This is a genomic window from Streptomyces sp. NPDC028991, assembly GCF_055564775.1.
In genome coordinates this window covers 99,951-123,675 of sequence record NZ_JBVHVP010000009.1, presented here as the reverse complement: position 1 = coordinate 123,675, position 23,725 = coordinate 99,951, and the positions used below count along the sequence as shown (strand labels likewise).

At 70.9% G+C, this 23,725-nt stretch carries 21 protein-coding genes; 2 read left to right on the top strand and 19 right to left on the bottom strand.

Annotated elements, in window-relative coordinates:
* Positions 1–217: 217 nt before the first annotated feature.
* From ACZ4V1_RS19980 to galT, 9 genes are all read right to left on the bottom strand, one after another.
* Positions 218–877: a hypothetical protein gene (locus tag ACZ4V1_RS19980; protein ID WP_468337614.1), complete on the bottom strand. Its 660-nt coding sequence runs from the start codon at positions 875–877 to the stop codon at positions 218–220.
* Positions 874–1,536, bottom strand: a complete 663-nt coding sequence (locus ACZ4V1_RS19975; protein ID WP_468337611.1) for a hypothetical protein — start codon at positions 1,534–1,536, stop codon at positions 874–876. The genes ACZ4V1_RS19980 and ACZ4V1_RS19975 overlap by 4 nt, the downstream gene beginning before the upstream one ends.
* Positions 1,533–2,801, bottom strand: a complete 1,269-nt coding sequence (locus ACZ4V1_RS19970; protein WP_468337608.1) for a putative T7SS-secreted protein — start codon at positions 2,799–2,801, stop codon at positions 1,533–1,535. Before ACZ4V1_RS19970 ends, ACZ4V1_RS19975 begins: the two co-directional genes overlap by 4 nt.
* Positions 2,798–3,100 carry a hypothetical protein gene (locus ACZ4V1_RS19965; protein WP_468337605.1) on the bottom strand — a complete coding sequence of 101 codons (303 nt, stop codon included), beginning with the start codon at positions 3,098–3,100 and terminating at the stop codon, positions 2,798–2,800. The genes ACZ4V1_RS19970 and ACZ4V1_RS19965 overlap by 4 nt, the downstream gene beginning before the upstream one ends.
* A gap of 21 nt (positions 3,101–3,121) precedes the next feature.
* A complete protein-coding gene (locus ACZ4V1_RS19960) occupies positions 3,122–4,186 on the bottom strand; it encodes a hypothetical protein (protein ID WP_468337602.1) in 1,065 nt (354 codons plus the stop codon).
* Positions 4,174–4,836, bottom strand: coding sequence for a hypothetical protein (locus ACZ4V1_RS19955; RefSeq protein WP_468337599.1), 663 nt, complete (start codon positions 4,834–4,836; stop codon positions 4,174–4,176). The genes ACZ4V1_RS19960 and ACZ4V1_RS19955 overlap by 13 nt, the downstream gene beginning before the upstream one ends.
* Before the next feature lie 258 nt (positions 4,837–5,094).
* Positions 5,095–6,258, bottom strand: coding sequence for a galactokinase (gene galK, locus ACZ4V1_RS19950; RefSeq protein WP_468337596.1), 1,164 nt, complete (start codon positions 6,256–6,258; stop codon positions 5,095–5,097).
* Between the two features lie 37 nt (positions 6,259–6,295).
* Complete coding sequence (gene galE / locus ACZ4V1_RS19945; RefSeq protein ID WP_468337593.1) at positions 6,296–7,258, bottom strand: UDP-glucose 4-epimerase GalE; 963 nt, start codon at positions 7,256–7,258, stop codon at positions 6,296–6,298.
* Positions 7,258–8,316 (bottom strand): galactose-1-phosphate uridylyltransferase, encoded by a 1,059-nt coding sequence (gene galT / locus ACZ4V1_RS19940; protein WP_468337590.1) that lies wholly within the window; start codon positions 8,314–8,316, stop codon positions 7,258–7,260. Before galT ends, galE begins: the two co-directional genes overlap by 1 nt.
* 194 nt (positions 8,317–8,510) lie before the next feature.
* Here galT and ACZ4V1_RS19935 point away from each other — a divergent pair, with 194 nt between their 5' ends.
* Both ACZ4V1_RS19935 and ACZ4V1_RS19930 read left to right on the top strand, forming a co-directional pair.
* A complete protein-coding gene (locus ACZ4V1_RS19935; RefSeq protein WP_468337587.1) occupies positions 8,511–10,190 on the top strand; it encodes a sodium:solute symporter family protein in 1,680 nt (559 codons plus the stop codon).
* A 21-nt stretch (positions 10,191–10,211) separates the two neighbouring features.
* On the top strand, positions 10,212–10,523 hold the full coding sequence (locus ACZ4V1_RS19930; RefSeq protein ID WP_468337585.1) for a hypothetical protein: 312 nt from the start codon (positions 10,212–10,214) through the stop codon (positions 10,521–10,523).
* 382 nt (positions 10,524–10,905) lie between these two features.
* On the opposite strand, the gene ACZ4V1_RS19925 is transcribed toward ACZ4V1_RS19930, so the two are convergent.
* The 10 genes from ACZ4V1_RS19925 to rsmI form a co-directional block, all read right to left on the bottom strand.
* Positions 10,906–11,580: a helix-turn-helix transcriptional regulator gene (locus ACZ4V1_RS19925; RefSeq protein WP_468337582.1), complete on the bottom strand. Its 675-nt coding sequence runs from the start codon at positions 11,578–11,580 to the stop codon at positions 10,906–10,908.
* 273 nt (positions 11,581–11,853) lie between these two features.
* Entirely contained in the window at positions 11,854–13,788 is a 1,935-nt protein-coding gene (locus ACZ4V1_RS19920; protein WP_468337579.1) for an outer membrane protein assembly factor BamB family protein, read from the bottom strand.
* A 115-nt stretch (positions 13,789–13,903) separates the two neighbouring features.
* Positions 13,904–15,697, bottom strand: coding sequence for an outer membrane protein assembly factor BamB family protein (locus ACZ4V1_RS19915; RefSeq protein ID WP_468337575.1), 1,794 nt, complete (start codon positions 15,695–15,697; stop codon positions 13,904–13,906).
* Between the two features lie 241 nt (positions 15,698–15,938).
* Positions 15,939–17,753 carry an ABC-F family ATP-binding cassette domain-containing protein gene (locus tag ACZ4V1_RS19910; RefSeq protein WP_468337572.1) on the bottom strand — a complete coding sequence of 605 codons (1,815 nt, stop codon included), beginning with the start codon at positions 17,751–17,753 and terminating at the stop codon, positions 15,939–15,941.
* A gap of 56 nt (positions 17,754–17,809) precedes the next feature.
* Positions 17,810–18,709, bottom strand: coding sequence for a 4-(cytidine 5'-diphospho)-2-C-methyl-D-erythritol kinase (locus ACZ4V1_RS19905; RefSeq protein WP_468337570.1), 900 nt, complete (start codon positions 18,707–18,709; stop codon positions 17,810–17,812).
* Positions 18,710–18,716: 7 nt separating this feature from the next.
* Entirely contained in the window at positions 18,717–19,577 is an 861-nt protein-coding gene (gene rsmA, locus ACZ4V1_RS19900; RefSeq protein WP_468337567.1) for a 16S rRNA (adenine(1518)-N(6)/adenine(1519)-N(6))-dimethyltransferase RsmA, read from the bottom strand.
* Positions 19,578–19,775: 198 nt separating this feature from the next.
* Complete coding sequence (locus tag ACZ4V1_RS19895) at positions 19,776–21,134, bottom strand: ubiquitin-like domain-containing protein (RefSeq protein WP_468337564.1); 1,359 nt, start codon at positions 21,132–21,134, stop codon at positions 19,776–19,778.
* Positions 21,135–21,280: 146 nt separating this feature from the next.
* Positions 21,281–22,174, bottom strand: a complete 894-nt coding sequence (locus tag ACZ4V1_RS19890) for a TatD family hydrolase (RefSeq protein WP_468337560.1) — start codon at positions 22,172–22,174, stop codon at positions 21,281–21,283.
* Positions 22,175–22,213: 39 nt separating this feature from the next.
* Positions 22,214–22,645, bottom strand: a complete 432-nt coding sequence (locus ACZ4V1_RS19885) for a hypothetical protein (RefSeq protein ID WP_468337557.1) — start codon at positions 22,643–22,645, stop codon at positions 22,214–22,216.
* Positions 22,646–22,866: 221 nt separating this feature from the next.
* Positions 22,867–23,715 (bottom strand): 16S rRNA (cytidine(1402)-2'-O)-methyltransferase, encoded by an 849-nt coding sequence (rsmI, locus tag ACZ4V1_RS19880; protein ID WP_468337554.1) that lies wholly within the window; start codon positions 23,713–23,715, stop codon positions 22,867–22,869.
* Positions 23,716–23,725: the final 10 nt, after the last annotated feature.

The following is a 23,725-nucleotide window of genomic DNA, read 5'->3' as shown; positions in this document are numbered from 1 at the left end:
ACCGTCCTGCCGCCGCTCATCCGCCGGATTCCCCATCGGCGGGCCAGTGCGTCGATGGTCAGCAGGCGGCGCCCCGCTCCGGCGGCGGGGGCTGCGCCGGCCAGGGACAACGCAGTCTTCTGCCGCCGTAGCCCAGGTCGTTCACAGACGGGTGACGGGGTGGCCCCGACTGCCCGATCCGAGAACGGCCGGCAAGCGCTCCCGGCGATCGACGTGATCAGGCACCCTCCACCAGCGGAGTAGCCGAGCTCCGGCCGTCCTCGGTGAAACGGAGGCTTCGCAGGACTGCTGCCATAACCGGGGCGTAGCACTGCTCCCAGTGGCCGACGTTCGGGGTGGAGAAGGCGATCAGACACATGCGCCTGCCCTCTCCACCCGCACCTTCCGGGACCGGGACCATGGCATGAAACTGGGCAGTGATTACATCAACCGCCTCACCACTTGGCGAGAACTCCGGCGTCACCGTATAACTCTGGCCACCCGTGAACACGGCTGCCGGACCGCAGGGAGTGTCAATGAGAGAACCGGCCCACTCCGGCCCCTTTGACTCCAGGACACCCTGCAAAGCTCCACGAGCCGCTGCGGCTGCGTCATTCCCATACGGGAAGTCGACAACGGCGACCGCCAGCGAGCCCAAGGAAGGCTCGCCCTGGAACAAGTGCAGGCAGTCAGCCGCGTACACGACACCGGCCTCCTTGAGGAAGCGGGAGACCTGGTGCAACGCCCGGGCCATCTGGCTCAGCTTCTCCTGGTCGAGGTCACCCGTCATCGATGGCCGTGCGTAGCGTCTGTTCAGCTCGATCCACGTCGTCTCGAAGTCGGCGCCGATGGGGATGTCCTCAAAACCGACCGGGACGGAGAAGTCGACACGGGTCACGAGCCGTTCCCTCCGGGGCCATCCCACCCGTTGCCTCCGATCGGAGGGGGAGGGGCAGGAGGTGGCGGCGGGCCCGACCGCTGGGATCGCTGCTGGCCGAAGCGGGTCACCTTTCGCCGGTTGTACTCGTACCAGCTCCTCATCCAGCGAGGGATCAGGGCCGCGACGAGGCCCAGGAGCACTGCCATCACAAGCAGGGCGACTGCGCCGGCAAGCGCCTCACGTGCCACCCACGCCAGCACGAGGCATGCGATGCCAAGCAGCGCCGCGATGACGACCAGCCCTCGCGAGCCGTGCGTTTCATACGCGGTCATGTTCCGTCTGGCCGAAGCCGCCTCTATCGGAGCGATCTGCCTGCCGGGGACGGGAGGCACCCCCCCGGAGGCCCACGCCTGGGGGAACAGTGGACCACCGGCACGCAGTCGGTCCACCGTGTGCTGGGCGCGTTGGCGAACGTCCGGAGAGTCGTCACGCAGATAGAGCACGCGCCACTGGCCCCGAGTGACGATGTCCGTCTCGTGAAGCTTGTAACCCAGCTCGAAGGCCATCGCCGCGATTCTGTTGCTCTGCGCCACCTCGCGGCCCCTGAGCGTGATTTCCACGGTGCCTCGCCCATCGAAGTACGCGAGGATCTGTTCATCTTTCATGCGGGCCTTCACTTCTCCTGTTGCGCGGCACGGTCCCTCTCCCTCCCGGCCTTCCAGGCGTTCTCGAACCCCACGAGGAGGAAACCACCTGCGCCAGGCATGGCAAGCTCAACCTTCTGACGGTCGTTCTGCGGGGCGAAGTAGCCCAGTGCCGTCGGATCAGCGATGAAGGATGCCACGGTGTCCACCAGCCCGAAGTTGGCAGAGGCGTCAGCGGCACGGCTTCCGGCGACCACCGCGGACACGCCCTTGAACGCGAGTCCAAACGGGAGCGCGCCCAGTGCATCCTGCGCGAGGGTTCGGTTGGAGACCACGGCGTCGCCCCCTACGGCACGGGCCGTGCCGTGTAGCGCAAGGGCTCCACCGGCGAAGCCACCTGCCACCGTGCCCACCGATACCGATGCGAGGGCGAGAGGCGGGAAGAACACGCTAAGACCAAGCATCACGAGCGAGATTGCGCCCAGCGCGGCGCTCACGGTCGCCAACACGTCGCCGATAGCGGCGATCGTATAAGCGTGTTCGGCAAGCCACTTGACCGCGTCGGCCACAGCCGCGCTGACGACCTCGTCCACGATGTCGTCAAGTTTTCCGAGGGCTTTCCCGATGTCGACGAGGGTGTCGCCCAGTTTGTCCAGCAAGCCCGGCTCGTTCGGCGCGATGTTCATCGCCTTGTCGAGGCGCCGCGCGACCGTTCGGCCTTCCAGGTCGTAGTCGGTGGCCAGCTTGCGGGCCTGTGCGCGGATTCGGTCGAGGTCGGATTCGGCCGTACTGGCTGCCAGCTGAGCCGCGGAGCGGTCCTTCTCGGCCTTCTCCTGCTTGCTTGCCTCGGCGTCGTCCTTCGGCGGCAGGTCGAGCAGCGGTTCGGGCGGCAGGCCGGACAACTTGCCCTTCGCCGCGCGAAGCGCGTCCTTCGCGTCCTGTGCCCGGCTCTCCAGGGCCTCGGCCTTGCGCTGCCAGGCCGGCATCTCGTCGGCCCAGCCCGTCAATGCCGAGGCGGCCTTACCGAAGGATCGTTTCGCCTTGTCGACCTTGGGCCGGAAGTCGTCGTCGAACTGCTCCCGGAACGCGTCGGCGTGACGCCCTTTCCAGTCGGCGTCGTCCGTGCCGTGCAGGGCGTCGGATATCTCGTCCAGCGCTTTGGCGGTGCGCTGGACGATGTTCGCGACGTGCTTCGCGGTCTGCGGGTCCCCGGGGCAGGGGACGAACTCGAGGGCCGGGAACCTGTCCATCAAGGGAGAGGTCTGCGTGGGTGACAACCACGAGAACGGATCACTCACGCCCGCTGCTCCCGTGCTTTCCGCAGTTCCTTGGCCAGCGTGTCGTCGATGTCCTCGAAGGCCTTCTTCATCTTGTCGAGCGTCTTGACCGCGGCACCCGAGTACTTCTTGATCTGCTCGATGCCGTGGGACCACTCGTCACCGAAGTCGTTCATGCGCGAGGCGAGCATGCTCACGCCCATGGACGCGCCGTCGACCTCGTCCATCTCCTTGCCGGGTCGCTCCATGATCTCGCCGATGTGCTCGATGTTGCTCCGCACACGGTTCAGCACACCGAAGTCGATGTATATGTCGCTCATCGTTCCCCCCGTTCTCGTGGTCTAGCGGTTCACGGCCTGAATCTCCTGGACCACGACATCCTGGTCAGCTCCGAACTCGCCGTTGGGAAGACCGCCACCCGCACCAGTCGTGCTCGTCCAGCTGATCTTCCAGGTGACGGTGGCTTGGAGCTTGTACGAGCCGTCGCCGGAGGAGCGCAGGTACTTCACTCCGCACGGCGGGGTCTCGTCGGCCTTGCCCTCGGCGTAGGGCTCACCGATCCGCCCGTCATGGATCTCGCACTGACCGGAGGCGGGGTACGTGACCGCGTCCTCCGTACCCGGCGTGATCTTCAGGGAGACGGGCTCGGCAGTGGTCGTGGCGCTGAGACCGAGCAGCGGGACGGACGCGGTGACGGAGACCGGCTTGAACTCGGCGGTGTCCAGCCACGCCCACGTCGGCAGGTTCACCTTCGTGGTGTTCGCCGGGGCGAGTTCGACCTCAGTGGAGGGCACGCGGATCTCGGCGTACGCGAGCTGGGCGAGCATGCCGGCCGTGATGGCCTGCGGGACATCGGTCGGCGGAGCGTCGCCCTCGTCAACCCAGAAGGGCAGCTCGTCGCAGTCCTGGGCCGCGGGGTCCGCCTCGCGGCCCTCAGTGACGTAGGCGTCCCACCAGTAGCCCTCGCCTTCCTTGTCCTTGTTGAAGTCCTCGTAGGGCTTGCCGTTGACGAAGTGGTTCTGCGTCTTCAGGGACCACTCGGGGCTGGGGGCGCTGCTTTCCCACACCTGGCGCATCTGCGCCTCGATCTCCTTGGGCGTGTACTTCGGCGCGTAGTAGCAGGCAGGTGGGGTCCAGGACGTGGACGATGTGACAGCTCCGGTCGCCTCTCCGACGCCGTTCTTCGAGCGGTCGTAGACGATCACACCGCTGACCCCTGACTTGAGCGTGTCACCGGCGCGCTCGCCCGAAGCGCTCGTGTCCGTCTGCGAATCGGCGCCCCCACCGAAGGAACCCTCACCAGGATTGGTCTTGTCTGCGACAGCACTGGGCGTCGAGCACAGCCAGATCGATCCGACGGCGACGGCGACTGCGGCAAGGCGGAACCGTCGGGTCACGGCTGGCACCCCGCGGCGCCGCGTGTCGACGCAATCTTCACGAGTTCCCAGACCCCTTGCTTGTTCTTCGCGACCTCGACGTTGTAGGCCACGTAGCTGTCCTTGGTCACCTTGGTACCCGTGAGTTCACCGGTCTTGATGACCTTGCTGTAGGCCTTGCTCTCGTCGGCGCAGTAGCCGATTGCGGCCGTGGTTTTGGTCTTCACCTTCACGGCACGGTCGAAGTACCGAGTAGTGCCTGTTACGGTCCAGCCCGCGTCCTTGAACCCCTGGACCCACTTCTCCGCGGCGGCAGCGCCCTCGCCTTCCGTGTAGAACTCCAAGGCGGTAAAGCGTGGGTTCTGGGCGACGATCGCCGCATCGAGCGCACGGACGAGTTCCGCGTTGTCCCGCAGAATCGCGTCCTCAACGGGGTTTCCGGTCTCTTCCGGTGTGAAGACGTCCTTGACGTCCGCCGGCAACTTGATCGTCGGCCGCTCGACGGAACCTGACGCGCTCTCACTGGCCGAAGCCGAGGTCGACGAGTCGGTTCCCGTGTCGGCACCCGCGATCTTGTCGTTACCCCCGGAGCTGTCATCACCGCTCCCGCAGGCGGACACGGTTAGAGCCGCAACAGCAGCCAGCGTGACGGCTGTGAGCGTGGTGGGACGGCGGTTCACGGATGGCTCCCGGTGGGGCGAGGGTTCTCACGAGTGTGCCAACGCTATCGGTCGGGACTCGAGTGACGACAGCCGCCTTCACGTCAACCTGACCTGGGTGAGCAGGCACACCCTGACAGGGGCCCTGGGGTGCGCTGTTCCGTAACGCAAGCTGTGAACGGCATGAGTGCCCGCACGCTTCCCAGGTGTCTCGACGGCCCGGGAGCGGGCGGACTCCAGACCCCGCACGGCGGAATCCGCGCTCCCTCGCCCCGCCCGTCACCCCACCCGCCGCGCCCCCGCCGAAGGCACCGCCTCGAACACGCGGGGCGCGGTGAAGGCCGCCGTCGCGAAGGACTCCTCCACCGCCTTGGTGATGGCGTCGACGTCGGACTCCTCCGCCAGGACGATCGCCGAGCCGCCGAAGCCGCCGCCGGTCATGCGGGCGCCGAGGGCGCCGGCGGCGAGGGCCGTGTCGACGACCAGGTCGAGTTCCGGGCAGGAGATGCGGAAGTCGTCGCGCAGGGAGGTGTGGCCCTCGACCAGGACGGGGCCGATGGCGCGGGTGTCGCCGGACTCCAGCAATGACACCACCCGCTCTACGCGCTCGTCCTCCGTGACGACGTGCCGGACCAGACGGAGCACCTCCTCGTCGTCGGCCAGGCGCTCCAAGGCCGAGTCGAGCTCCGCGTACGGCACGTCGCGCAGCGCGTCCACGCCCAGCAGCGCGGCGCCCTTCTCGCAGCCGGCGCGGCGCTTGCCGTACTCGCCCTCGCTGTGGGAGTGCTTGACCTGCGTGTCGACGACGAGGAGGCGCATGCCCTCGGCGGCGAGGTCGAAGGGGATCTGCCGCTGGGAGAGGTCGCGGGTGTCGAGGAAGAGGGCGTGGCCGGCCTCGCAGCAGGCCGACGCGGTCTGGTCCATGATGCCGACGGGGGCGCCGACGTAGACGTTCTCCGCGCGCTGGCACAGGCGGGCCAGTTGCCAGCCGCGCAGGCCGAGGGAGTGGAGGTCGTTCAGGGCGAGGGCGATGACGACCTCCAGGGCCGCCGAGGAGGACAGGCCCGCGCCGGACGGGACCGTCGAGGCCAGGTGGATGTCGGCGCCGGTCAGCTCGTGGCCGGCTTCGCGCAGTGCCCAGACGACACCCGAGGGGTACGCGGTCCAGGACTTGTCCGACTCGGGGGTGAGGTCCGCGACGCGCAGCTCGACCGGGTCGGCCGCGATGTCCGCCGAGTGCAGGCGCAGCACGCCGTCGTCGCGCCGGGAGACCGCCGCGACGGCCGTGTGCGGCAGGGCGAACGGCATGACGAAGCCGTCGTTGTAGTCGGTGTGCTCGCCGATGAGGTTCACCCGGCCCGGAGCCGCCCACACCCCCTCGGGGTCCGCCCCGTACAGCTCCCGGAACCGCTCGCCGACAGCCTCAGCCACAGCCTCGCCCATGCCCTGACCCCTCGCCCTTCCGGTAAGTCCGTATGTACTAGCCCGCGCGCCGCTGCGCGAACTCCCACGCGTCCGCGACGATCCCCGCGAGGTCCGCGCGCGACGGGTTCCAGCCCAGTTTCTCGCGGGCGGTGTCCGCGGAGGCCACCAGGACCGCCGGGTCGCCGCCCCGGCGCGGGGCCACGGCCTCGGGGATCGGATGGCCCGTCACCCGGCGGACGGTCTCGACGACCTCGCGGACGGAGAAGCCGTTGCCGTTGCCCAGGTTGCAGATGAGGTGCTCGCCGGGGGCCGCCGCGTCCAGGGCGAGCAGGTGGGCGTCGGCCAGGTCGGCGACGTGGATGTAGTCGCGTACGCAGGTGCCGTCCGGCGTCGGGTAGTCGTCGCCGAAGACGGAGATCGCCTCGCGCCCGCCCTGCGCCACCTGGAGGACCAGGGGGATCAGATGGGACTCGGGGTCGTGGCGCTCGCCGTACTCCCCGTACGCGCCCGCGACGTTGAAGTAGCGGAGCGAGACCGCGCCCAGGCCGTGGGCCGCCGCCTCGCCGGTGATCATGTGGTCCACGGCCAGCTTCGAGGCGCCGTAGGGGTTCGTGGGCCTGGTCGGCGCTGACTCGACGATCGGGACCTCGTCCGGCTCGCCGTACGTGGCGGCCGTGGAGGAGAAGACGAGGCGGCGGACACCCGCCGTGCGCATCGCCTCCAGCAGGGCCATGGTGCCGCCGACGTTGTTGTCCCAGTACTTCTCGGGCTTCACGACCGACTCGCCGACCTGGGAGAAGGCGGCGAAGTGGAGGACGCCGTCGTAGGACCGGTCCAGCCATTTGGCGGCGTCGCGGATGTCGCCCTCGATGAAGGAGGCACCGCTCGGCACGCCCTCGCGGAAGCCCGTCGAGAGGTTGTCGAGGACGACGACCTCGTGACCGGCCTCCAGCAGGTGCTGGGCGACCACGCTGCCGACGTAGCCCGCTCCGCCCGTCACCAGGTACTTACCGCTCATCAACTCGCTACCTCTCGCAGTCGCTCGGCCGCGCGCTCCGGGGGCACGTCGTTGATGAACACGTTCATGCCGGACTCGGAGCCCGCGAGGAACTTCAGCTTGCCGGACGTTCGGCGGATGGTGAAAAGCTCGAGGTGCAGCGCGAAGTCGTCCCGCACCACGCCCTCGAAGTCCTCCAGCTGCCCGAACGGGGCCTGGTGCCAGGCCGCGATGTACGGCGTCGGAGGCTCCCCGGTGCCGAAGATCCGGTCGAAGCGCCTCAAGAGTTCCAGATACACCTGGGGGAATTCCGTGCGTGCCGCCTCGTCGAGTCCGAGCAGGTCGGGCACCCGCCGCTTGGGGTAGAGGTGCACCTCGTACGGCCAGTGCGCGGCGTAGGGCACGAAGGCGGCCCAGTGCTCACTCTCCAGGACGGCCCGCTCACCGGCCAGTTCCTCCGCCAGCACCGCGTCGAAGAGGTTCTCCCCGCCCGTCGCCTCCTTGTGCGCGGCCACCTGGCGCAGCATCAGGGCGGTGCGGGGCGTGGTGAAGGGGTAGGCGTAGATCTGCCCGTGCGGGTGACCCAGCGTCACTCCGATCTCGGCGCCCCGGTTCTCGAAGCAGAAGACCTGTTCGACGGAGGGCAGATGGGACAGCTCCGAGGTGCGGTCGGTCCAGGCGTCGAGCACGAGCCCGGCCTGCTCCTCGCTCAGGTCGGCGAAGGAGGCGTTGTGGTCGGAGGTGAAGCAGACGACCTCGCAGCGGCCGGAGTCGCCGGCCAGCGAGGGGAAACGGTTCTCGAAGACCACCACGTCGTACGACGCGTCCGGGATCTCGCTCAGCCGCTCGCCCTGGGAGGGGCACAGGGGGCACTCGTCGGCCGGCGGGTGGTAGATGCGGCCCTGGCGGTGCGAGGCGACGGCGACCGAGTCGCCGAGCAGCGGGTCGCGGCGGACCTCGGAGGTGGTGACGGTCCGCTCCAGCGGACGGCGGTCGACGGCGTCCCGCACGGTGTCGTCGCGCAGGTCGTAGTAGACGAGCTCGCGACCGTCGGCCAGCCGGGTCGAGGTCTTCTTCACTGCCGGACTCCTCTACACCTGCATCCGCACCCAATCACCCAACACAATCCAACATAACACGTCACAACCAACCAGCAACCAACCAGCCCGCCGATCATCACAATCAAACAAAGAACGCCACCAGAAGTGTTCAATTACTGAACGCGGAGGCGTAAGTTCCGCTCGGATCAGTTCGCGCAACGAAGCGAGTTCGTATGCATACCCCCACATATCTATCCGCAGAGCTTCGACTCCCCACCAACTGGCTCGACTACTCGATCCTCGGGATCTACTTCGTCGTCGTGCTCGGCATCGGCTTCGCCGCCCGCCGCTCGGTCAAGACCAGCCTGGACTTCTTCCTGTCCGGCCGCTCACTGCCCGCCTGGGTCACCGGCCTCGCCTTCGTCGCGGCCAACCTGGGCGCCACCGAGATCCTGGGCATGGCCGCGAACAGCGCCCAGTACGGCGTCTACACGACCCACTGGTACTGGATCGGCGCCATCCCGGCGATGGTCTTCCTCGGCCTGGTGATGATGCCGTTCTACTACGGCTCGAAGGTCCGCTCGGTCCCGGAGTTTCTGCTGCTGCGCTTCGACAGGGCCGCACACCTGCTGAGTTCGATCCTGTTCGCCGTCGCCGCCATCCTGATCGCCGGGGTGAACCTCTACGCCCTCGCGATCGTCGTCGAGGCACTGCTGGGCTGGCCCCAGTGGGTGGCCATCGTCGTCGCCGGCTTCTTCGTCCTGGCCTACATCACGCTCGGCGGCCTGTCCTCGGCGATCTACAACGAGGTCCTCCAGTTCTTCGTGATCCTGGCCGGCCTCATCCCGATCACCATCCTGGGCCTGAAGCGGGTCGGCGGCTGGGGCGGTCTGTCCGACTCGCTCACCCAGTCCCGCGGCGGCGACTTCGTGACCGCGTGGGGCGGCACGGGGATCGGCAGCGACAACCCGCTGGGCGCCAACTGGCTGACCATCGTCCTCGGCCTCGGTTTCGTGCTCTCCTTCGGCTACTGGACGACGAACTTCGCCGAGGTGCAGCGCGCCCTGTCCGCGAAGAACCTCTCGGCGGCCCAGCGCACCCCCCTCATCGCCGCCTTCCCGAAGATCTTCATCGTCTTCGTGGTGATGATCCCGGGCCTGGTCGCCGCCGTCCTCGTCCCGCAGATCGGCACGCCCGGCTCGGACCTCCAGTACAACGACGCGATCCCGTACCTGATGCAGCAGCTGCTGCCCAACGGCGTCCTGGGCATCGCGGTGACCGGTCTCCTGGCCGCCTTCATGGCGGGCATGGCGGCGAACATCTCCTCCTTCAACACGGTCTTCACCAACGACGTCTGGTCGAGGTACGTCGTGAAGGGCCGCGAGGACGACTACTACGTCCGGTTCGGCCGTCTGATCACCGTGATCGGCGTCCTGGCCTCGATCGGCACGGCCTTCCTGGCGTCGTCCTTCTCCAACATCATGAGCTATCTCCAGACGCTCTTCTCCTTCTTCAACGTGCCGATGTTCGTGGTCTTCATCATCGGCATGTTCTGGAAGCGCGCGTCCGTGAAGTCCGGCTTCTGGGGCCTGATCGCGGGTACCACGGCGGCGATGGTGAACTACTTCGTCATCTACGAGCAGGGCATCATCGACATCCCCTCCGACCAGGGCGCCAACTTCGTCTCCGCGATCGCGGGCTTCGTGGCCGGCGCGGTCGTCATGGTCGCCGTCTCCCTGTTCACCGCGCCGAAGCCCACCGCCGACCTCCAGGGCCTGGTCTACGGCACCACCTCCCCCGGCATGTCCGAGGCGCCCGCCAAGGGCGACGACGCGTGGTACCGCAAGCCGGCGCTGCTGGGCTGGGGAGCGGTCGTACTGGCCGCCGCCTGCTACATCCCGTTCTCGTTCTGATCGCGGGAGGATTGAGAGAGCATGTCTGATTCCTACTCCGACAAGAACGTCCAGGACGAGGTCTCCGAGCTGGAGACCAAGTCCGTCACGGCCGCGCGGCTGTTCGACATCCGGCGGATCATCGGCGGGCTGTTCGTCGTCTACGGCGTCATCGTGACGATCGCGGGCTTCGTGGCGTCCGACGACGAGATCGACAAGGCGCAGGGGGTGAACATCAACCTGTGGACCGGGCTGGGGATGCTGGCACTGGGGCTGTTCTTCCTGGTGTGGCTGAAGCTGAGGCCGACGGCACCGCCGCCGCCGACCTCCGACGAGGGGCCGCCGGAGGTATGACGCCGGGTGCCCCGTGACTGTCGTTCACGGGGCACCCGGCGCGGGTCCCCGCGCGGGGGCCCGCGTTGGTGCGGGCGCTGGTCCGGGCGTGGGCCCGGGCGTGGGCCCCCGCGTTGGTCCGGGCGTGGGCCCCCGCATGGGCCCCCGCGTTGGTCCGGGCGCTGGTCCGGGCGTGGGTCCCCGCGTCGGTCCCCGCGGGGTGCGGGCGCGGGGTGGTGATCCTCGGCCCGGGGCGCCGGCTGGGCGCTTCGCCTCCCAGAGCGGGCCGCCCAGCCTCACACCGTGCCGCCCCTGGGCAGTCCCAGGCCGTTCAGGTATGGGGGGGGTGGAGGCGTGGTTCCCTCCAGCCACCCGGGGAGCGGAGGGGTGGCCGGCTCCCGGCTCAACCGCCGGCCGCGCCCGCCCGGTCCAGCAGCCCCGTGCGCGCGGCCAGGGCCGCCGCCTCCAGCCGTGACCCCACGCCCAGCTTCATCAGCACCCGCTGGACGTGCGTACGCGCCGTGGACGGAGCGATGCCCATCCCCGCCGCGATCAGCCGGGTGTCCTCGCCGTCGGCGACCCGGACCAGGACCTCCACCTCCCTCGGCGTGAGCATCTGCAACAGCCGCTGCCCTTCGTCGTCGGGCTGGACCGCCGGATTCAGCAGCTCACCGAACGCCCCCTGCAACAGCGACGGCGCCACCGCCGCCTCCCCGGCCCGCGCCTTCATGATCGCCCGCTCGACGGCCTCTATCCGCTCGTCGTGCCGGACGTACCCCGACGCCCCCGCCGCGAACGCCGCCGCGATCCCGCGAGGGTTCGGCACGGGCCCCAGCACCAGCACCGCCACCTGCGGACGCTCCCGCTTGATCCGTACCACCGGATCGAAGATCCCCGGCTCGGCCGGTGTCGCCGTCCCCAGCAGGCACACCTCCGGCGCCCGGCTGATCACGAGCTCCGCCGCACCCGCGGCCGGCGCGGCCGCGGCGAGCACCCGGTGCCCGCGCAGCTTCAGCGCCGAAGCCAGCGCCTCGGCGAGCAATCGGTGATCGTCGACCACCATGAGCCGTACTCCCATAGAGCAACCCCCCAGTCACCCAGACCCCCGGCACGGACGGCAGGACACCCGGGTCCCCCGCCCGTGGTCCGGCCCCGACCCCGCCCTTCTTGCCCCGGAAGCTACACGCTGGCTCGACGTCGCGCTGCCCCTACCGGCGAGAACCGCCCGGGATCGCCGAAATCCCCCGCACTACGGCCCCGCCCCTGAACAGGGACGGGGCCGCGACGGTGGTGCGGAGGTGCGGAGGTGCGGAGGTGCGGTGGTGCGAAGGTGCCGGAACGCCGGGCGGCCTCAGCCGCCGGTGCCGAACCCGATGGCCAGGTACTCCTTCTCGTCCGCGCTGGTCGGCTCACTGGCGTACACCTGCGACATGTACAGGTGCCCCTGCGAGTAGAGGATCTCGGAGTACTCCGGCAGCATGCTCGCCTCGACCTCCCGCACCGCCTCCGTCGCCGGGTTCTCCAGCAGCGTGGTCTGCTTGAACGACCCGCCGTCGATGCTCACGATCTGGCCGCCCTTGTCGTACGGCGGGCGCTTGTAGGCGATCACGTTGCCGCCGTCCATGCGCAGCGGGGTGATCGTGTAGCCGTCACCGGCGTCGGCGCGCTGACCGGTCTGCTTGCCGGTGGCCAGGTCGAAGGCGACGACCTCGTTGGTCCGGCTGTACGACTCGCCGCTGCCCTCGTGCTCCTCGGTCGGGATGTAGAGCCGGTCGTTGCCGACCGCGAGCCCCGAGCAGTGCTCGATCTTGGTGATGGTGTCGCAGCGGGCCGCGAACTCCTCGCCCGGCGCGGAGATGCGGTTGAGCAGCTTGCCGGTCTTGTTGTCGATGGAGAAGAAGTCCGAGATGCCGCTGCCGTCACCGGCGGAGTCACCGACGTCGGCGGCCACGACCAGCGGGTTGGTCGACACGACGCCCGCGTACTCGATGCCCTTGGCCATCTTGTACTCGGAGAGCACCTTCCCGCTCTTCGGGTCGATGGTCTGGATGTTGAGCTGGCGTGCGTCGTACGAACCGCACTTGCGCACCGCGACCAGCTTCTCGCCGCCGCCGTAGCCCGCGTCGTAGCAGGTGTCGGTGGTCTTCGGAGACCAGAGGATGTCGCCCTTGGCGATGCCGAAGGCCACTCCGCCGTCGGTGCTGCCGGCGGCGACGGTGTCACCGCTGATCGTGACGTTGTCGAAGGAGATCGGCCGGTCACCGGCGGTCTTCGTCCACAGCTTCTTGCCCGCGTCCAGGTCGATGACCGCGACCTGGGTGCAGCCGTGCGAGGGCTCGGCCTTGGTCGGCATGGCGGGCTGGTAGACGACGGCCGTCTTGTTGTCGTCGGTGACGTGCTTGCTGGCCGTGCACACGGGGCCGTCCAGCTTGATCGTCCACTGCTTGCTGCCCTTGTCGGGGTCGTAGCCGACGATCTCGGCGATGCCGCTCTTGGCGTACACCTTGTCGGTGAGCCACGAGCCGGAGACGACGACGCTGTCGTCCTCCTTGCTCACCGCGGGCGCGGGCACCTGGAAGAGCACCTTGGAGGCGGGGTCGGAAGGCACCTTCTCCTCGCCGCCGGAGGACTTGCCGCCCTCACCGCCCTTCTCGTCCGTGCCGCCCTTGCCGCCGGTGCCCCCGCTGGAGCCGGCGGTGTCGTCCTTGCCCCCGTCGTCGGTGGAGCCGGCGTACCAGACACCGCCGCCGATGATCAGGGCGATCGCGACGACGGCCGAGACGATGATCGCCAGCTGGGCGTTGATCTTGCGTCCGCCGCCCGCCCCGCCGGCCTGGGCCTGCATCGGCACGGTCGCCTGCGGATAGCCGTAACCGGGCTGACCGGGCTGGCCGGGGTAACCGGGCTGGCCCGGCTGGCCGTAGGGCGGCGTCGGCTGTCCGTACGGGCCGGGCTGCTGACCCGGCTGCTGACCGGGGTAGCCGTACCCGGGCTGGGGCTGGGGCTGAGGCTGGGGCTGCGGCGGAGTCTGCGGATACCCGTACCCCGGCTGCGGCGCACCCGTCGGCGGGGTGGGCGGAGCCGCGGGCGCCTGCGGCGGCGTGTGCGGGGCCACGGGAGGTGTTCCCGGCGTCTGCGGGTAGCCGTACCCCGGCTCGGGGGCCTTGCCGGGGTTCGGCCCATCGCCCGACGGCGGGGTGGGCGGCTGTGGCGGCCGGCCCTGTGGCGGGCCGAAGCCTCCCCCCTGCGGGGGCTGGTTGGGCGGCGGGGGCGGCGGCTGGGTCATGACGTGAGTACCTCGGGGAGCGGAGACGACGGGAACGGCCGGGCGAACCGGCCTGGGCGGCCGGAGCGCACGGAGCACGCCGAACGGGCGAGCCGTACGGCACGGGCGGAGAAGGTCACTTGCCGAAGGCGAGCATCAACTTCTCCTTCGACTCGTCGTTGCCGGTCAGGCGGGTGGTGGAGATGTAGAAGCGCCCGTCGACCCAGTCGATGGCCTTGGAGTAGAAGCTGTTCTCGATGTCCGCGACACCCTGCGGGTTCTGCAGCAGCTTGACCGGCTTGTGGCTGCTGCCGCCGGTCGCGATCGACACGACCTGGCCGCCGGCGTCGTAGGACGGCTGCACGTAGGCGATGAGCTGGCCGCCCTCGATCTTCATCGGCATCATCGACTCGTCCGCGGGGGACTTCGCGCGCCACTTCTCCTTGCCGGTGGTGAGGTTGACCGCGACGATCTCGTTGGCGCCGCTGGTCGCCTCGGTCGGCAGGTAGAGCGTGTTGTCGGCGACGGCGACGCCCGCACAGCCCTGGAGGTCGCGGTCGAGGATGGCCCAGCCGCACTCGGGGGCGAAGTCCTCGTCGACGCCGACCTGTTCGAGGACCTTGCCCTTGGAGGTGAAGGTGGAGATGTTCCAGACCTTCTTGTCCTCGTTGGTGGCGTAGACGACGAGCGGGTCGACGGAGTAGGCGCGCTCGACCCGCCAGCCCTTGTCGTACTTGTAGGTCCAAAGGACCTTGCCGGTCTTGGGGTCGAGGCCCTGGAGCTCGTCGTGCGCGTTGTTGCCGCCGGCGCCGCAGGAGGCGACCTGGATGATCGTCTTCGGTCCGCTCGCGAAGCCGGCGGGGAAGCAGGCGTCGCCGTACCGCTTCTTGTCGTACAGCTTCTTGCCGCTGCGGACGTCGTAGGCGGTGCCGGACTGGGAGCGGCCGGCCATCAGGATGTCGCCGCTGACGTTCAGCTCGACGGAGAGGGTGGTGTCGAAGAGCTCACCGTCCTCGACCTCCTCCTTCCAGCCCTTCTCACCGGTGGCGAGGTCGATCTCCTGCATCTGGTTGCACTTGGCGCGGTCGCTGGAGCCACTCATGTAAGCGACGACGATCTTGTCGTCGGCCGTCTTCTCCGGGGTGACCGCGCAGATCTTCTCCGGGAAGGTGATCGGGTCCCAGGTGGGCTTGCCGTCGCCGACGTCGTAGGCGAAGACCTGCTTGTACGCCGCCTTCACCACGGTCTCGCCGGTGATCCACATGCCGGGGGCGTCGGCGCCGGAGCCGGGGGCGTCGGGCGCCTCCTTGTACCAGAGCACCTTGGACTCGCCTGCCTGGCGGCCCTCGTTGAGATCCTCGGGGTCCTCGCCGCCGTCGCCCCTGCCGTCGCCTGGATTGACCGGCGCGCCGCCGGAGCCGGAGGGCTTGGGGTCGTCGCTCTTGCCGGCGACGGGCTTCTTGTCCTTGTCGTCGCCGCCGCTCGCGGTGACCGCCCACACGCTGCCGCCGATGACGACCAGGGCCGCGACCGCGGCGCCGATCGCCAGGGCGGGCTTGCCCTTGAAGGGGTTGCGGGACCCTGAGCCGCCGGGCGGCGGGGTCCCGGGCGCACCGGGGAACTGCGGCTGCGGATAGCCGTAGCCGGGCTGCTGGCCGTACGGCCCGGGCTGCTGGGGCTGGGCGTACGGGCCGGAGTTGTACGGGCCCGGCTGTCCGTACGGACCGGGCTGGCCCGGCTGGCCCGGCTGTCCGTACGCGCCCGGCTGGCCCGGCTGCTGCTGCGGATAGCCGTACCCGGCCTGCGGCGGCGGACCGGACGGCGGGCCCTGCGGAGGCGGCGGGGTCGGCGCCCCGAAGCCTCCCGGTGGTGGATCCTGCGGTGCTCCGAAGCCACCCGACTGCGGCGGCTGATTGGGCGGCTGGCTCATCAGCGCGTTCCCCCTTATTACTCACTGATTTCTAGCCACGTCCCGAGGTACGCGCTGGCCTCGGAGTCGTTTGACGGCAGTCATTCAGACAGTTCTCGGACGGCCTTTCTATCACCCGGGCCGTACCGCATACCGGGCCGCGTCCGCCCCTGTTCCCAAGGGAGGACCGGCCCGTGATGCCTCTGTTACGGGCCTTCACGCCCTCTTCACGCCGCACGCGCCCCCCGCGCGCAGGGCGGACTCAGGCGTCCTCGGCCAGTTCCAGCCAGCGCATTTCCAACTCCTCGCGCTGTCCGGCCAGTTCGCGCAGCTCGGTGTCCAGCTCCGCCACCTTCGCGAAGTCCGTGGCGTCCTCGGCGATCCGCGCGTGCAGCTTGGTCTCCTTCTCGGAGACCTTGTCGAGCTGCCGTTCGATCTTCTGGAGCTCCTTCTTGGCGGCGCGCACGTCGGCGGCGCTCTTCTCGGGCACCTCCGCGGCCGGCTTCGCCGCCGGGGCCGGAGCACTGGCCGCGGCCGCCTCCTCCATGCGCCGGCGCCGCTCCAGGTACTCGTCGATGCCGCGCGGCAGCATCCGGAGCGCGCCGTCACCGAGCAGGGCGAAGACCCGGTCGGTGGTGCGCTCGACGAAGAACCGGTCGTGGGAGATGACGATCATCGAGCCGGGCCAGCCGTCGAGCACGTCCTCGAGCTGGGTCAGGGTCTCGATGTCGAGGTCGTTGGTGGGCTCGTCGAGGAAGAGGACGTTGGGCTCGTCCATGAGGAGCCGGAGCAGCTGGAGCCGCCGCCGCTCACCGCCGGAGAGGTCGCCGACCGGCGTCCACTGCTTCTCCTTGCCGAAGCCGAACGTCTCGCACAGCTGCCCGGCGGTCATCTCGCGGCCCTTGCCGAGGTCGACGCGCTCGCGGACGCGCTGCACGGCCTCCAGCACCCGCCAGGTGGGGTCGAGTTCGGCGACCTCCTGGGACAGGTAGGCGAGCTTGACGGTCCTGCCGACCTTGACGTGCCCGCCCGCGGGCTGCTGCTCCCCGTCGCTGAACGCCGCGTCCGCGAGGTCCCGCAGCAGGGAGGTCTTGCCGGCGCCGTTGACACCGACGAGGCCGATGCGGTCGCCGGGGCCGAGCTGCCAGGTGACGTGCTTGAGCAACACCTTGGGACCGGCCTGGACGGTGACGTCCTCCAGGTCGAACACGGTCTTGCCGAGCCTGGACGAGGCGAACTTCATCAGCTCGCTGCTGTCCCGGGGCGGCGGGACGTCCGCGATCAGCTCGTTGGCGGCCTCGACGCGGAAGCGCGGCTTGGAGGTGCGGGCGGGGGCGCCGCGCCGGAGCCAGGCCAGCTCCTTGCGGACGAGGTTCTGCCGCTTGGTCTCCTCGGTGGCGGCGATGCGCTCGCGCTCGGCGCGGGCGAAGACGTAGTCGGAGTAGCCGCCCTCGTACTCGTAGACGTCGCCGCGCTGCACGTCCCACATGCGGGTGCAGACCTGGTCGAGGAACCACCGGTCGTGGGTGACGCAGACCAGCGCGGAGCGGCGCTCGCGCAGGTGCCGGGCGAGCCAGGCGATGCCCTCGACGTCGAGGTGGTTGGTGGGCTCGTCGAGGACGACGAGGTCCTGTTCGTCGATGAGCAGCTTGGCGAGCGCGATACGGCGCCGCTCGCCGCCGGAGAGCGGCCCGATGACGGTGTCGAGCCCCTGTGGGAAGCCCGGCATGTCCAGGCCGCCGAACAGCCCGGTCAGCACGTCCCTGATCTTGGCGTTGCCCGCCCACTCGTGGTCGGCGAGGTCGCCGATGACCTCGTGGCGGACGGTGGCCTCGGGGTCGAGGGAGTCGTGCTGGGTGAGGACGCCGAGCCGCAGCCCGCCGGAGTGGGTGACGCGGCCGGTGTCCGGCTCCTCCAGCTTGGCGAGCATTCGGATCATCGTGGTCTTACCGTCGCCGTTGCGGCCGACGACGCCGACGCGGTCCCCCTCGGAGACGCCGAGGGACACGCCGTCGAGGAGCGCACGTGTGCCGTACACCTTGGTGACGTTCTCGACATTGACCAGGTTGACGGCCATTTCTCTCCTGCCTGGGGGACGATCGACCCTCCAGGGTAGTCCGGCCCGCCCCGGGCTCAGTCCCGGACCGTCGCCCCCGGCGCCGGACCCGACGCCGTCCGTACGTCGCGGCAGGTGCCGGAGGCGCGCAGCACCCCGGCGATGTCGGACGCCGACTTCGCGTCGGAGGCGAGGAACGCCGTGGTCGGACCGGAGCCCGAGACCAGCGCGGTCAGCGCCCCCGCCGCCCGCCCCGCAGCCAGGGTGTCGGACAGCTCGGGGAAGAGGGAGAGCGCGGCGGGCTGGAGGTCGTTGGCGACGGACACGGCGAGGGCGGCGGCGTCGCCCTTGGCGAGGGCGTCGAGCACGGGCTGGGCGGCGACCGGCTCGGGAATGTCCAGGCCCTCCCCCAGCCGGTCGAACTCGCGGAAGACGGCCGGCGTGGACAGTCCGCGCGAGGCCATCGCGAAGACCCAGTGGAAGTCACCGCCGACCTCCAGCTCGGTCAGCTTCTCGCCCCGCCCGGTGCCCAGCGCCGCCCCGCCGACCAGGCTGAAGGGCACGTCACTGCCCAGCTCGGCGCAGATCGCGAGCAGTTCGTCGCGCGAGGCGCCGGTGCCCCACAGGGCGTCGCAGGCGACCAGCGCGCCGGCGCCGTCCGCGCTGCCGCCCGCCATGCCGCCGGCGACGGGGATGTCCTTGGCGATGTGCAGGTGCACGTCGGGGCTGCGGCCGTACCGCTCGGCGAGCGCCTCGGCCGCGCGGGCGGCGAGGTTGGTCCGGTCGAGGGGCACCTGGCCGGCGTCCGGGCCCTCACAGGTCACGCGGAGTCCGTCGGCGGCCGGGGTCGCGGTGACCTCGTCGTACAGGGAGACGGCGAGGAAGACGTTGGCCAGGTCGTGGTAGCCGTCGGGGCGGGCGGCGCCGACCGCGAGCTGGACGTTGACCTTGGCGGGGACGCGGACCGTCACGCTCACTTGCTCGTCACTCCTTGTGTTCGGCGATACGCGCGAACTCTTCCACGGTCAGCGCCTCTCCGCGCGCCTGCGGCGACACGCCCGCGGCGACGAGGGCGGCCTCGGCGGCCGCCGCCGAACCGGCCCACCCGGCGAGGGCGGCCCGCAGGGTCTTGCGGCGCTGGGCGAACGCGGCGTCGACGACGGCGAAGACCTCGCGCCTGGAGGCGGTGGTCTTCAGCGGCTCACTGCGCCGGACGAGTGACACCAGCCCGCTGTCGACGTTCGGCGCGGGCCAGAAGACGTTGCGGCCGATGGATCCGGCCCGCCGGACCTCGGCGTACCAGTTGGCCTTCACGGAGGGCACGCCGTACACCTTGTTCCCGGGACCTGCGGCGAGCCGGTCGGCGACCTCGGCCTGGACCATGACGAGGGTGCGCTCGATGGTCGGGAACGTGTCGAGCATGTGCAGCAGCACGGGCACGGCGACGTTGTACGGGAGGTTGGCGACCAGCGCGGTCGGGGCGGGGCCCGGCAGTCCGGTCACGTGCATGGCGTCGGAGTGGACGAGCGCGAAACGGCCGGCGCGCTCTGGCATCCGGGCGGCGACGGTGGCGGGGAGGGCGCCGGCGAGTACGTCGTCGATCTCGACGGCGGTGACCCGGTCGGCGGCCTCCAGCAGGGCCAGGGTGAGCGAGCCGAGACCCGGTCCCACCTCGACCACCACGTCGTCGGGGCGTACCTCGGCGGTGCGGACGATACGGCGGACCGTGTTCGCGTCGATGACGAAGTTCTGGCCGCGCTGCTTGGTGGGGCGCACACCGAGGGCGGCCGCGAGTTCGCGGACGTCGGCGGGCCCAAGAAGGGCGTCGGGGGTGGGGCTGCTCACCCCGCAAGGGTAGCCGGGGACGGACGCGGGGCGGCCGGGGTCGCGCGCGGGGCCCCGACGGCACCGGCCGCCCGGCCGGCGGGGGCGTCGGGGCAACGGTTTGAGGACGAACGGGATGACCGGGCGAACGGGACGCGAATGGCCGGCCGAGGGGAGGGGAGGGGAGGGGAGAGGAGGAGGGAGGGGCGGACCGGCCGGTCAGTCCTGAAGGCGTGCGCCGCAGTGTGGCCAGGAGTCGGCGCCGCTGCGTACGTACAGCTTCTTCGCCCGGTACGTCTGCTCCGACGCCGGGGCGTCCTGGGGGCGGCCCTCGCCGCCGAGGCTGTGCCAGGTGCGGGTGTCGAACTGGTAGAGGCCCCCGTACGTCCCCGAGGGGTCGACGGCGTCCGGGCGGCCGCCCGACTCGCACGCGGCCAGGCCCTGCCAGTTCAGGTGGTCGGCGCCGCGCACGGACGCCGGCCGGGCGCGGGTGCCGACCCGCACGATCTGCGGGCGCGGTTCGCGCACCACCTCGGTGTGCAGGCGGCGCGGCTTCTCACGGACGCCGTTGACGGTGCGCAGGGCGTAGGTGGTCCGCCGCAGACCGGGCTGCCCCGCCTGCTCGACGACCTCCGTGCCCCGGTAGAGGGAGGGGTCGTCGGCCCGGTGCACGGCGAAGGGGATCGGGTCCTCGTGGACCTCCTCGGAGCCGGTGATCCGCAGCACCGTGACGGTCTGCCCGTCGCGGGGGAAGCCGGTCGCCGGGACGGAGGTGGTGTCCTGGCCGCGCAGGGTGACCCCGGCCTCCTCGACGGCCTCGCGCACGGTCGCGGCGTTGGTGCGGACGGTGCGGGCCCGGCCGTCCGCCATGACCGTCACCACCCGCTCGGTCCGCACGTTCAGGGCGAGGCCCTCCCGCCCGATGGGCCGGGAGCCCTCGGTGGACAGGTACGCGCCCTCCGTCCGCACGCCGAGCTGCCGCAGCGCCCCCTCCACCGTCTCCGCGGTCGTCCACATCTGGCGCCGACGGCCGTCGAGGGTGAGCAGGAGGGGCCGCCCGTAGCGGACGGCGACCTCCTCACCGCTGGTCAGCGGGGTGCCGGGCGCGGGGACGATCACGTCGTGGGCACCCACCTCGACGCCCTCGTCCGCGAGCAGCTCGGTCACGTCGTCGGCGAAGGTGTGCAGCGTGCGCGGGGTGCCGTCGACGGTCAGCTCGACCGCCTTGTCCTCGGCGACGAAGGCGGTGGTGCCGCCCGCGAGGAACGCCACGACCAGCGCGCGCGGCAGCAGCCGGCGCAGCGAGCCGTCCGTGCGCCCGGCACACCGCTCGCGGCGTCGGCGCGCGGCCCGCCCGTCGCCCGGCACGGAAGCCAGGGCCGTGGCCGGGACCGAGACCGGGGCCTGGGCCTGGGTCTGGGCCGGAGCCGGGGCAGCGCCCTGCCGGGGCAGCGCGGGCCCGGTCGCCTCGTGGGCGGGGCGGTAGGTGTCGCCGTACGCCAGGGTCGGCGCACTGTGCACGTCGTACGGTGCGTGCGTCTCGTAGGTGTCGAAGGTCTCGTACTGCGTTCTGATCACGCCGACACGCTCCAGGGGGTCCGGATCGGGCCCCCAGAACCTAGCGGAGCGTCCGTCACTCTCCAAAGCGACGCGACTACGCAGCGTGGCGTCCCGTGTCGCAGACGGCCGTGTCGCAGACGGCCGTGGCCTCGGCGACCGTGGCCTCAGTAGGAGAAGGCGCGGGCCGTGTTCGCGGCCAGTGCCGTCGCCAGCGTGTCCTCGTCGACGCCCCGTACGCCGGCCATGGCACGCACCGTGACCGGCACCAGGTAGGGGGCGTTGGGGCGGCCGCGGTAGGGCACCGGCGTCAGGAACGGCGCGTCGGTCTCCACCAGGACCAGCTCCGGCGGGGCGAGGGCGAGGGCGTCGCGCAGGTTCTGGGCGTTCTTGAAGGTGACGTTGCCGGCGAAGGACATGTAGTACCCGGCGCTCGCGCAGAGCTCGGCCATCTCGGCGTCGCCGGAGTAGCAGTGGAAGACGGTGCGCTCGGGCGCGCCCTCCTCCTTGAGGACGCGCAGCACGTCGGCGTGGGCGTCGCGGTCGTGGATGACCAGCGCCTTGCCGTGCCGCTTGGCGATCTCGATGTGGGCGCGGAAGGACCGCTCCTGCGCCTCCTTGCCCTCGGGACCGGTGCGGAAGTAGTCCAGTCCCGTCTCTCCGACGCCCTTGACCTGGGGCAGCGCGGCCAGCCGGTCGATCTCGGCGAGGGCCTCGTCGAGCGCCGCGTCCCCTCCGGGCAGCCGCGCCCCCTGCCTCGACCAGCCGTCGGGATCGCCGTGCACGATGCGCGGCGCCTCGTTGGGGTGCAGGGCGACGGTGGCGTGGACGGCGTCGTGCGCCGCCGCCGTCTCGGCCGCCCAGCGGGAGCCGGCGAGGTCGCAGCCGACCTGGACGACCGTGGTGACACCGACCGAGGCGGCCTTGGCGAGAGCCTCCTCCACCGTGCCCGACTGCATGTCGAGGTGGGTGTGCGAGTCGGCGACCGCTACCCGGAGGGGTTCGGGGAGCGGGGGCGCGTCGTTCTTGTCGGACCGGCCCGGGGCGGCGTTCGAAGGCATGCCTCCGATCCTACGAAAGGCCCGCGGGCCTTTGCCGGGTCAGCCCGCCCTGCGGTGGAGGTGGAGGGCGCTCAGGACGTCGGCCAGGTGCCAGTGCCGGCCCTCCGGCTCGTTTCCCGGCGTCCCCGGCCCCGGCACCTCGGGCACCTGCGGCACCTCCAGCGGGCCGGCCGGCGGCACCCGGTGGAGGCCGTGCGAGGCGCCGCGCACGGAGGCGACCCGCCCCGGCCGCATGATCCGTACGACGTGGCTGTCGCAGTTGGCGCAGGTCGGCCGGGTCAGCGGGGACGGCACGACGCGGCCGTCCGCGACGTAGAGCACGAACTCGTGACCGTCGCCGTCCTTGTGGTGCTCGATCTCGAAGGACTGCTCCCAGCCGTGCCCGCAGCGCATGCACGCGAAGGAGTACGACTCGTGGACGACGGCGGTGGCTCCGGCACGCAGTCCGGTCCGCGGCGCGCTCTCACTCATGCTCATCCCGGCTCCCTCGGTTCGCTGACGGTGCTTTCCGCTCCTTCGTCCAGTGGACTCCTCCACCGGCGGGAAAGCACTGGATCTGCCGAGTGTTTGGGCCGATTTGAGATGCCCTTGGCGCAAGGGCCGAAAGGTCAGCGCCGGGTCAAGCGCGGCCGGATCAGGCCCCCCGTTCCCGGATCAGGCCCCCGCCCCCGGACCGGCCTCGCGTTCCCGGATCAGGCCCCCGCGTTCTTCGCCGCCACCACCGCGTCGAACACCTCCCGCTTGGGCACGCCCACCTGTGCGGCCACCGCGGCGATCGCCTCCTTGCGCCGCTCCCCCGCCTCCTCGCGCACCCGCACCCGGCGCACCAGTTCCTCGGCGCCGAACTCCTCGGGCCCCTTCTCCGGCGCGCCCTCGACGACGACGGTGATCTCGCCGCGCACGCCCTCGGCGGCCCAGGCGGCCAGCTCGCCCAGCCCGCCGCGCCTGACCTCCTCGTAGGTCTTGGTCAGTTCCCGGCAGACGGCGGCCCGCCGGTCGGTGCCGAAGACCTCGGCCATGGCGGCGAGGGTGTCGTCGAGGCGGTGCGGGGCCTCGAAGTAGACGAGGGTCCGGCGCTCCTCGGCGGCCTCCCGAAGCCGCGAGAGCCGTTCGCCGGCCTTGCGCGGCAGGAAGCCCTCGAAGCAGAACCGGTCGACCGGCAGCCCGGACAGGGCGAGCGCGGTGAGCACGGCGGACGGGCCGGGCACGGCGGTCACCCGGACGTCCCGCTCGACGGCGGCGGCGACCAGCCGGTAGCCGGGGTCGGACACGGACGGCATCCCGGCGTCGGTCACCAGCAGCACCCGCGCACCGCCCGCCAGCTCTTCGACCAGCTCGGGTGTACGGGCGGACTCGTTGCCCTCGAAGTACGACACGACACGCCCCCCGGGGGTGACGCCGAGCGCCTGGGTGAGCCGGCGCAGCCGCCGGGTGTCCTCGGCGGCGACGACGTCCGCGCCGGCCAGTTCCTCGGCGAGCCGCGGCGGGGCGTCCCGGACGTCGCCGATGGGGGTGCCCGCGAGTACAAGGGTTCCAGTCACGCCCCCATCC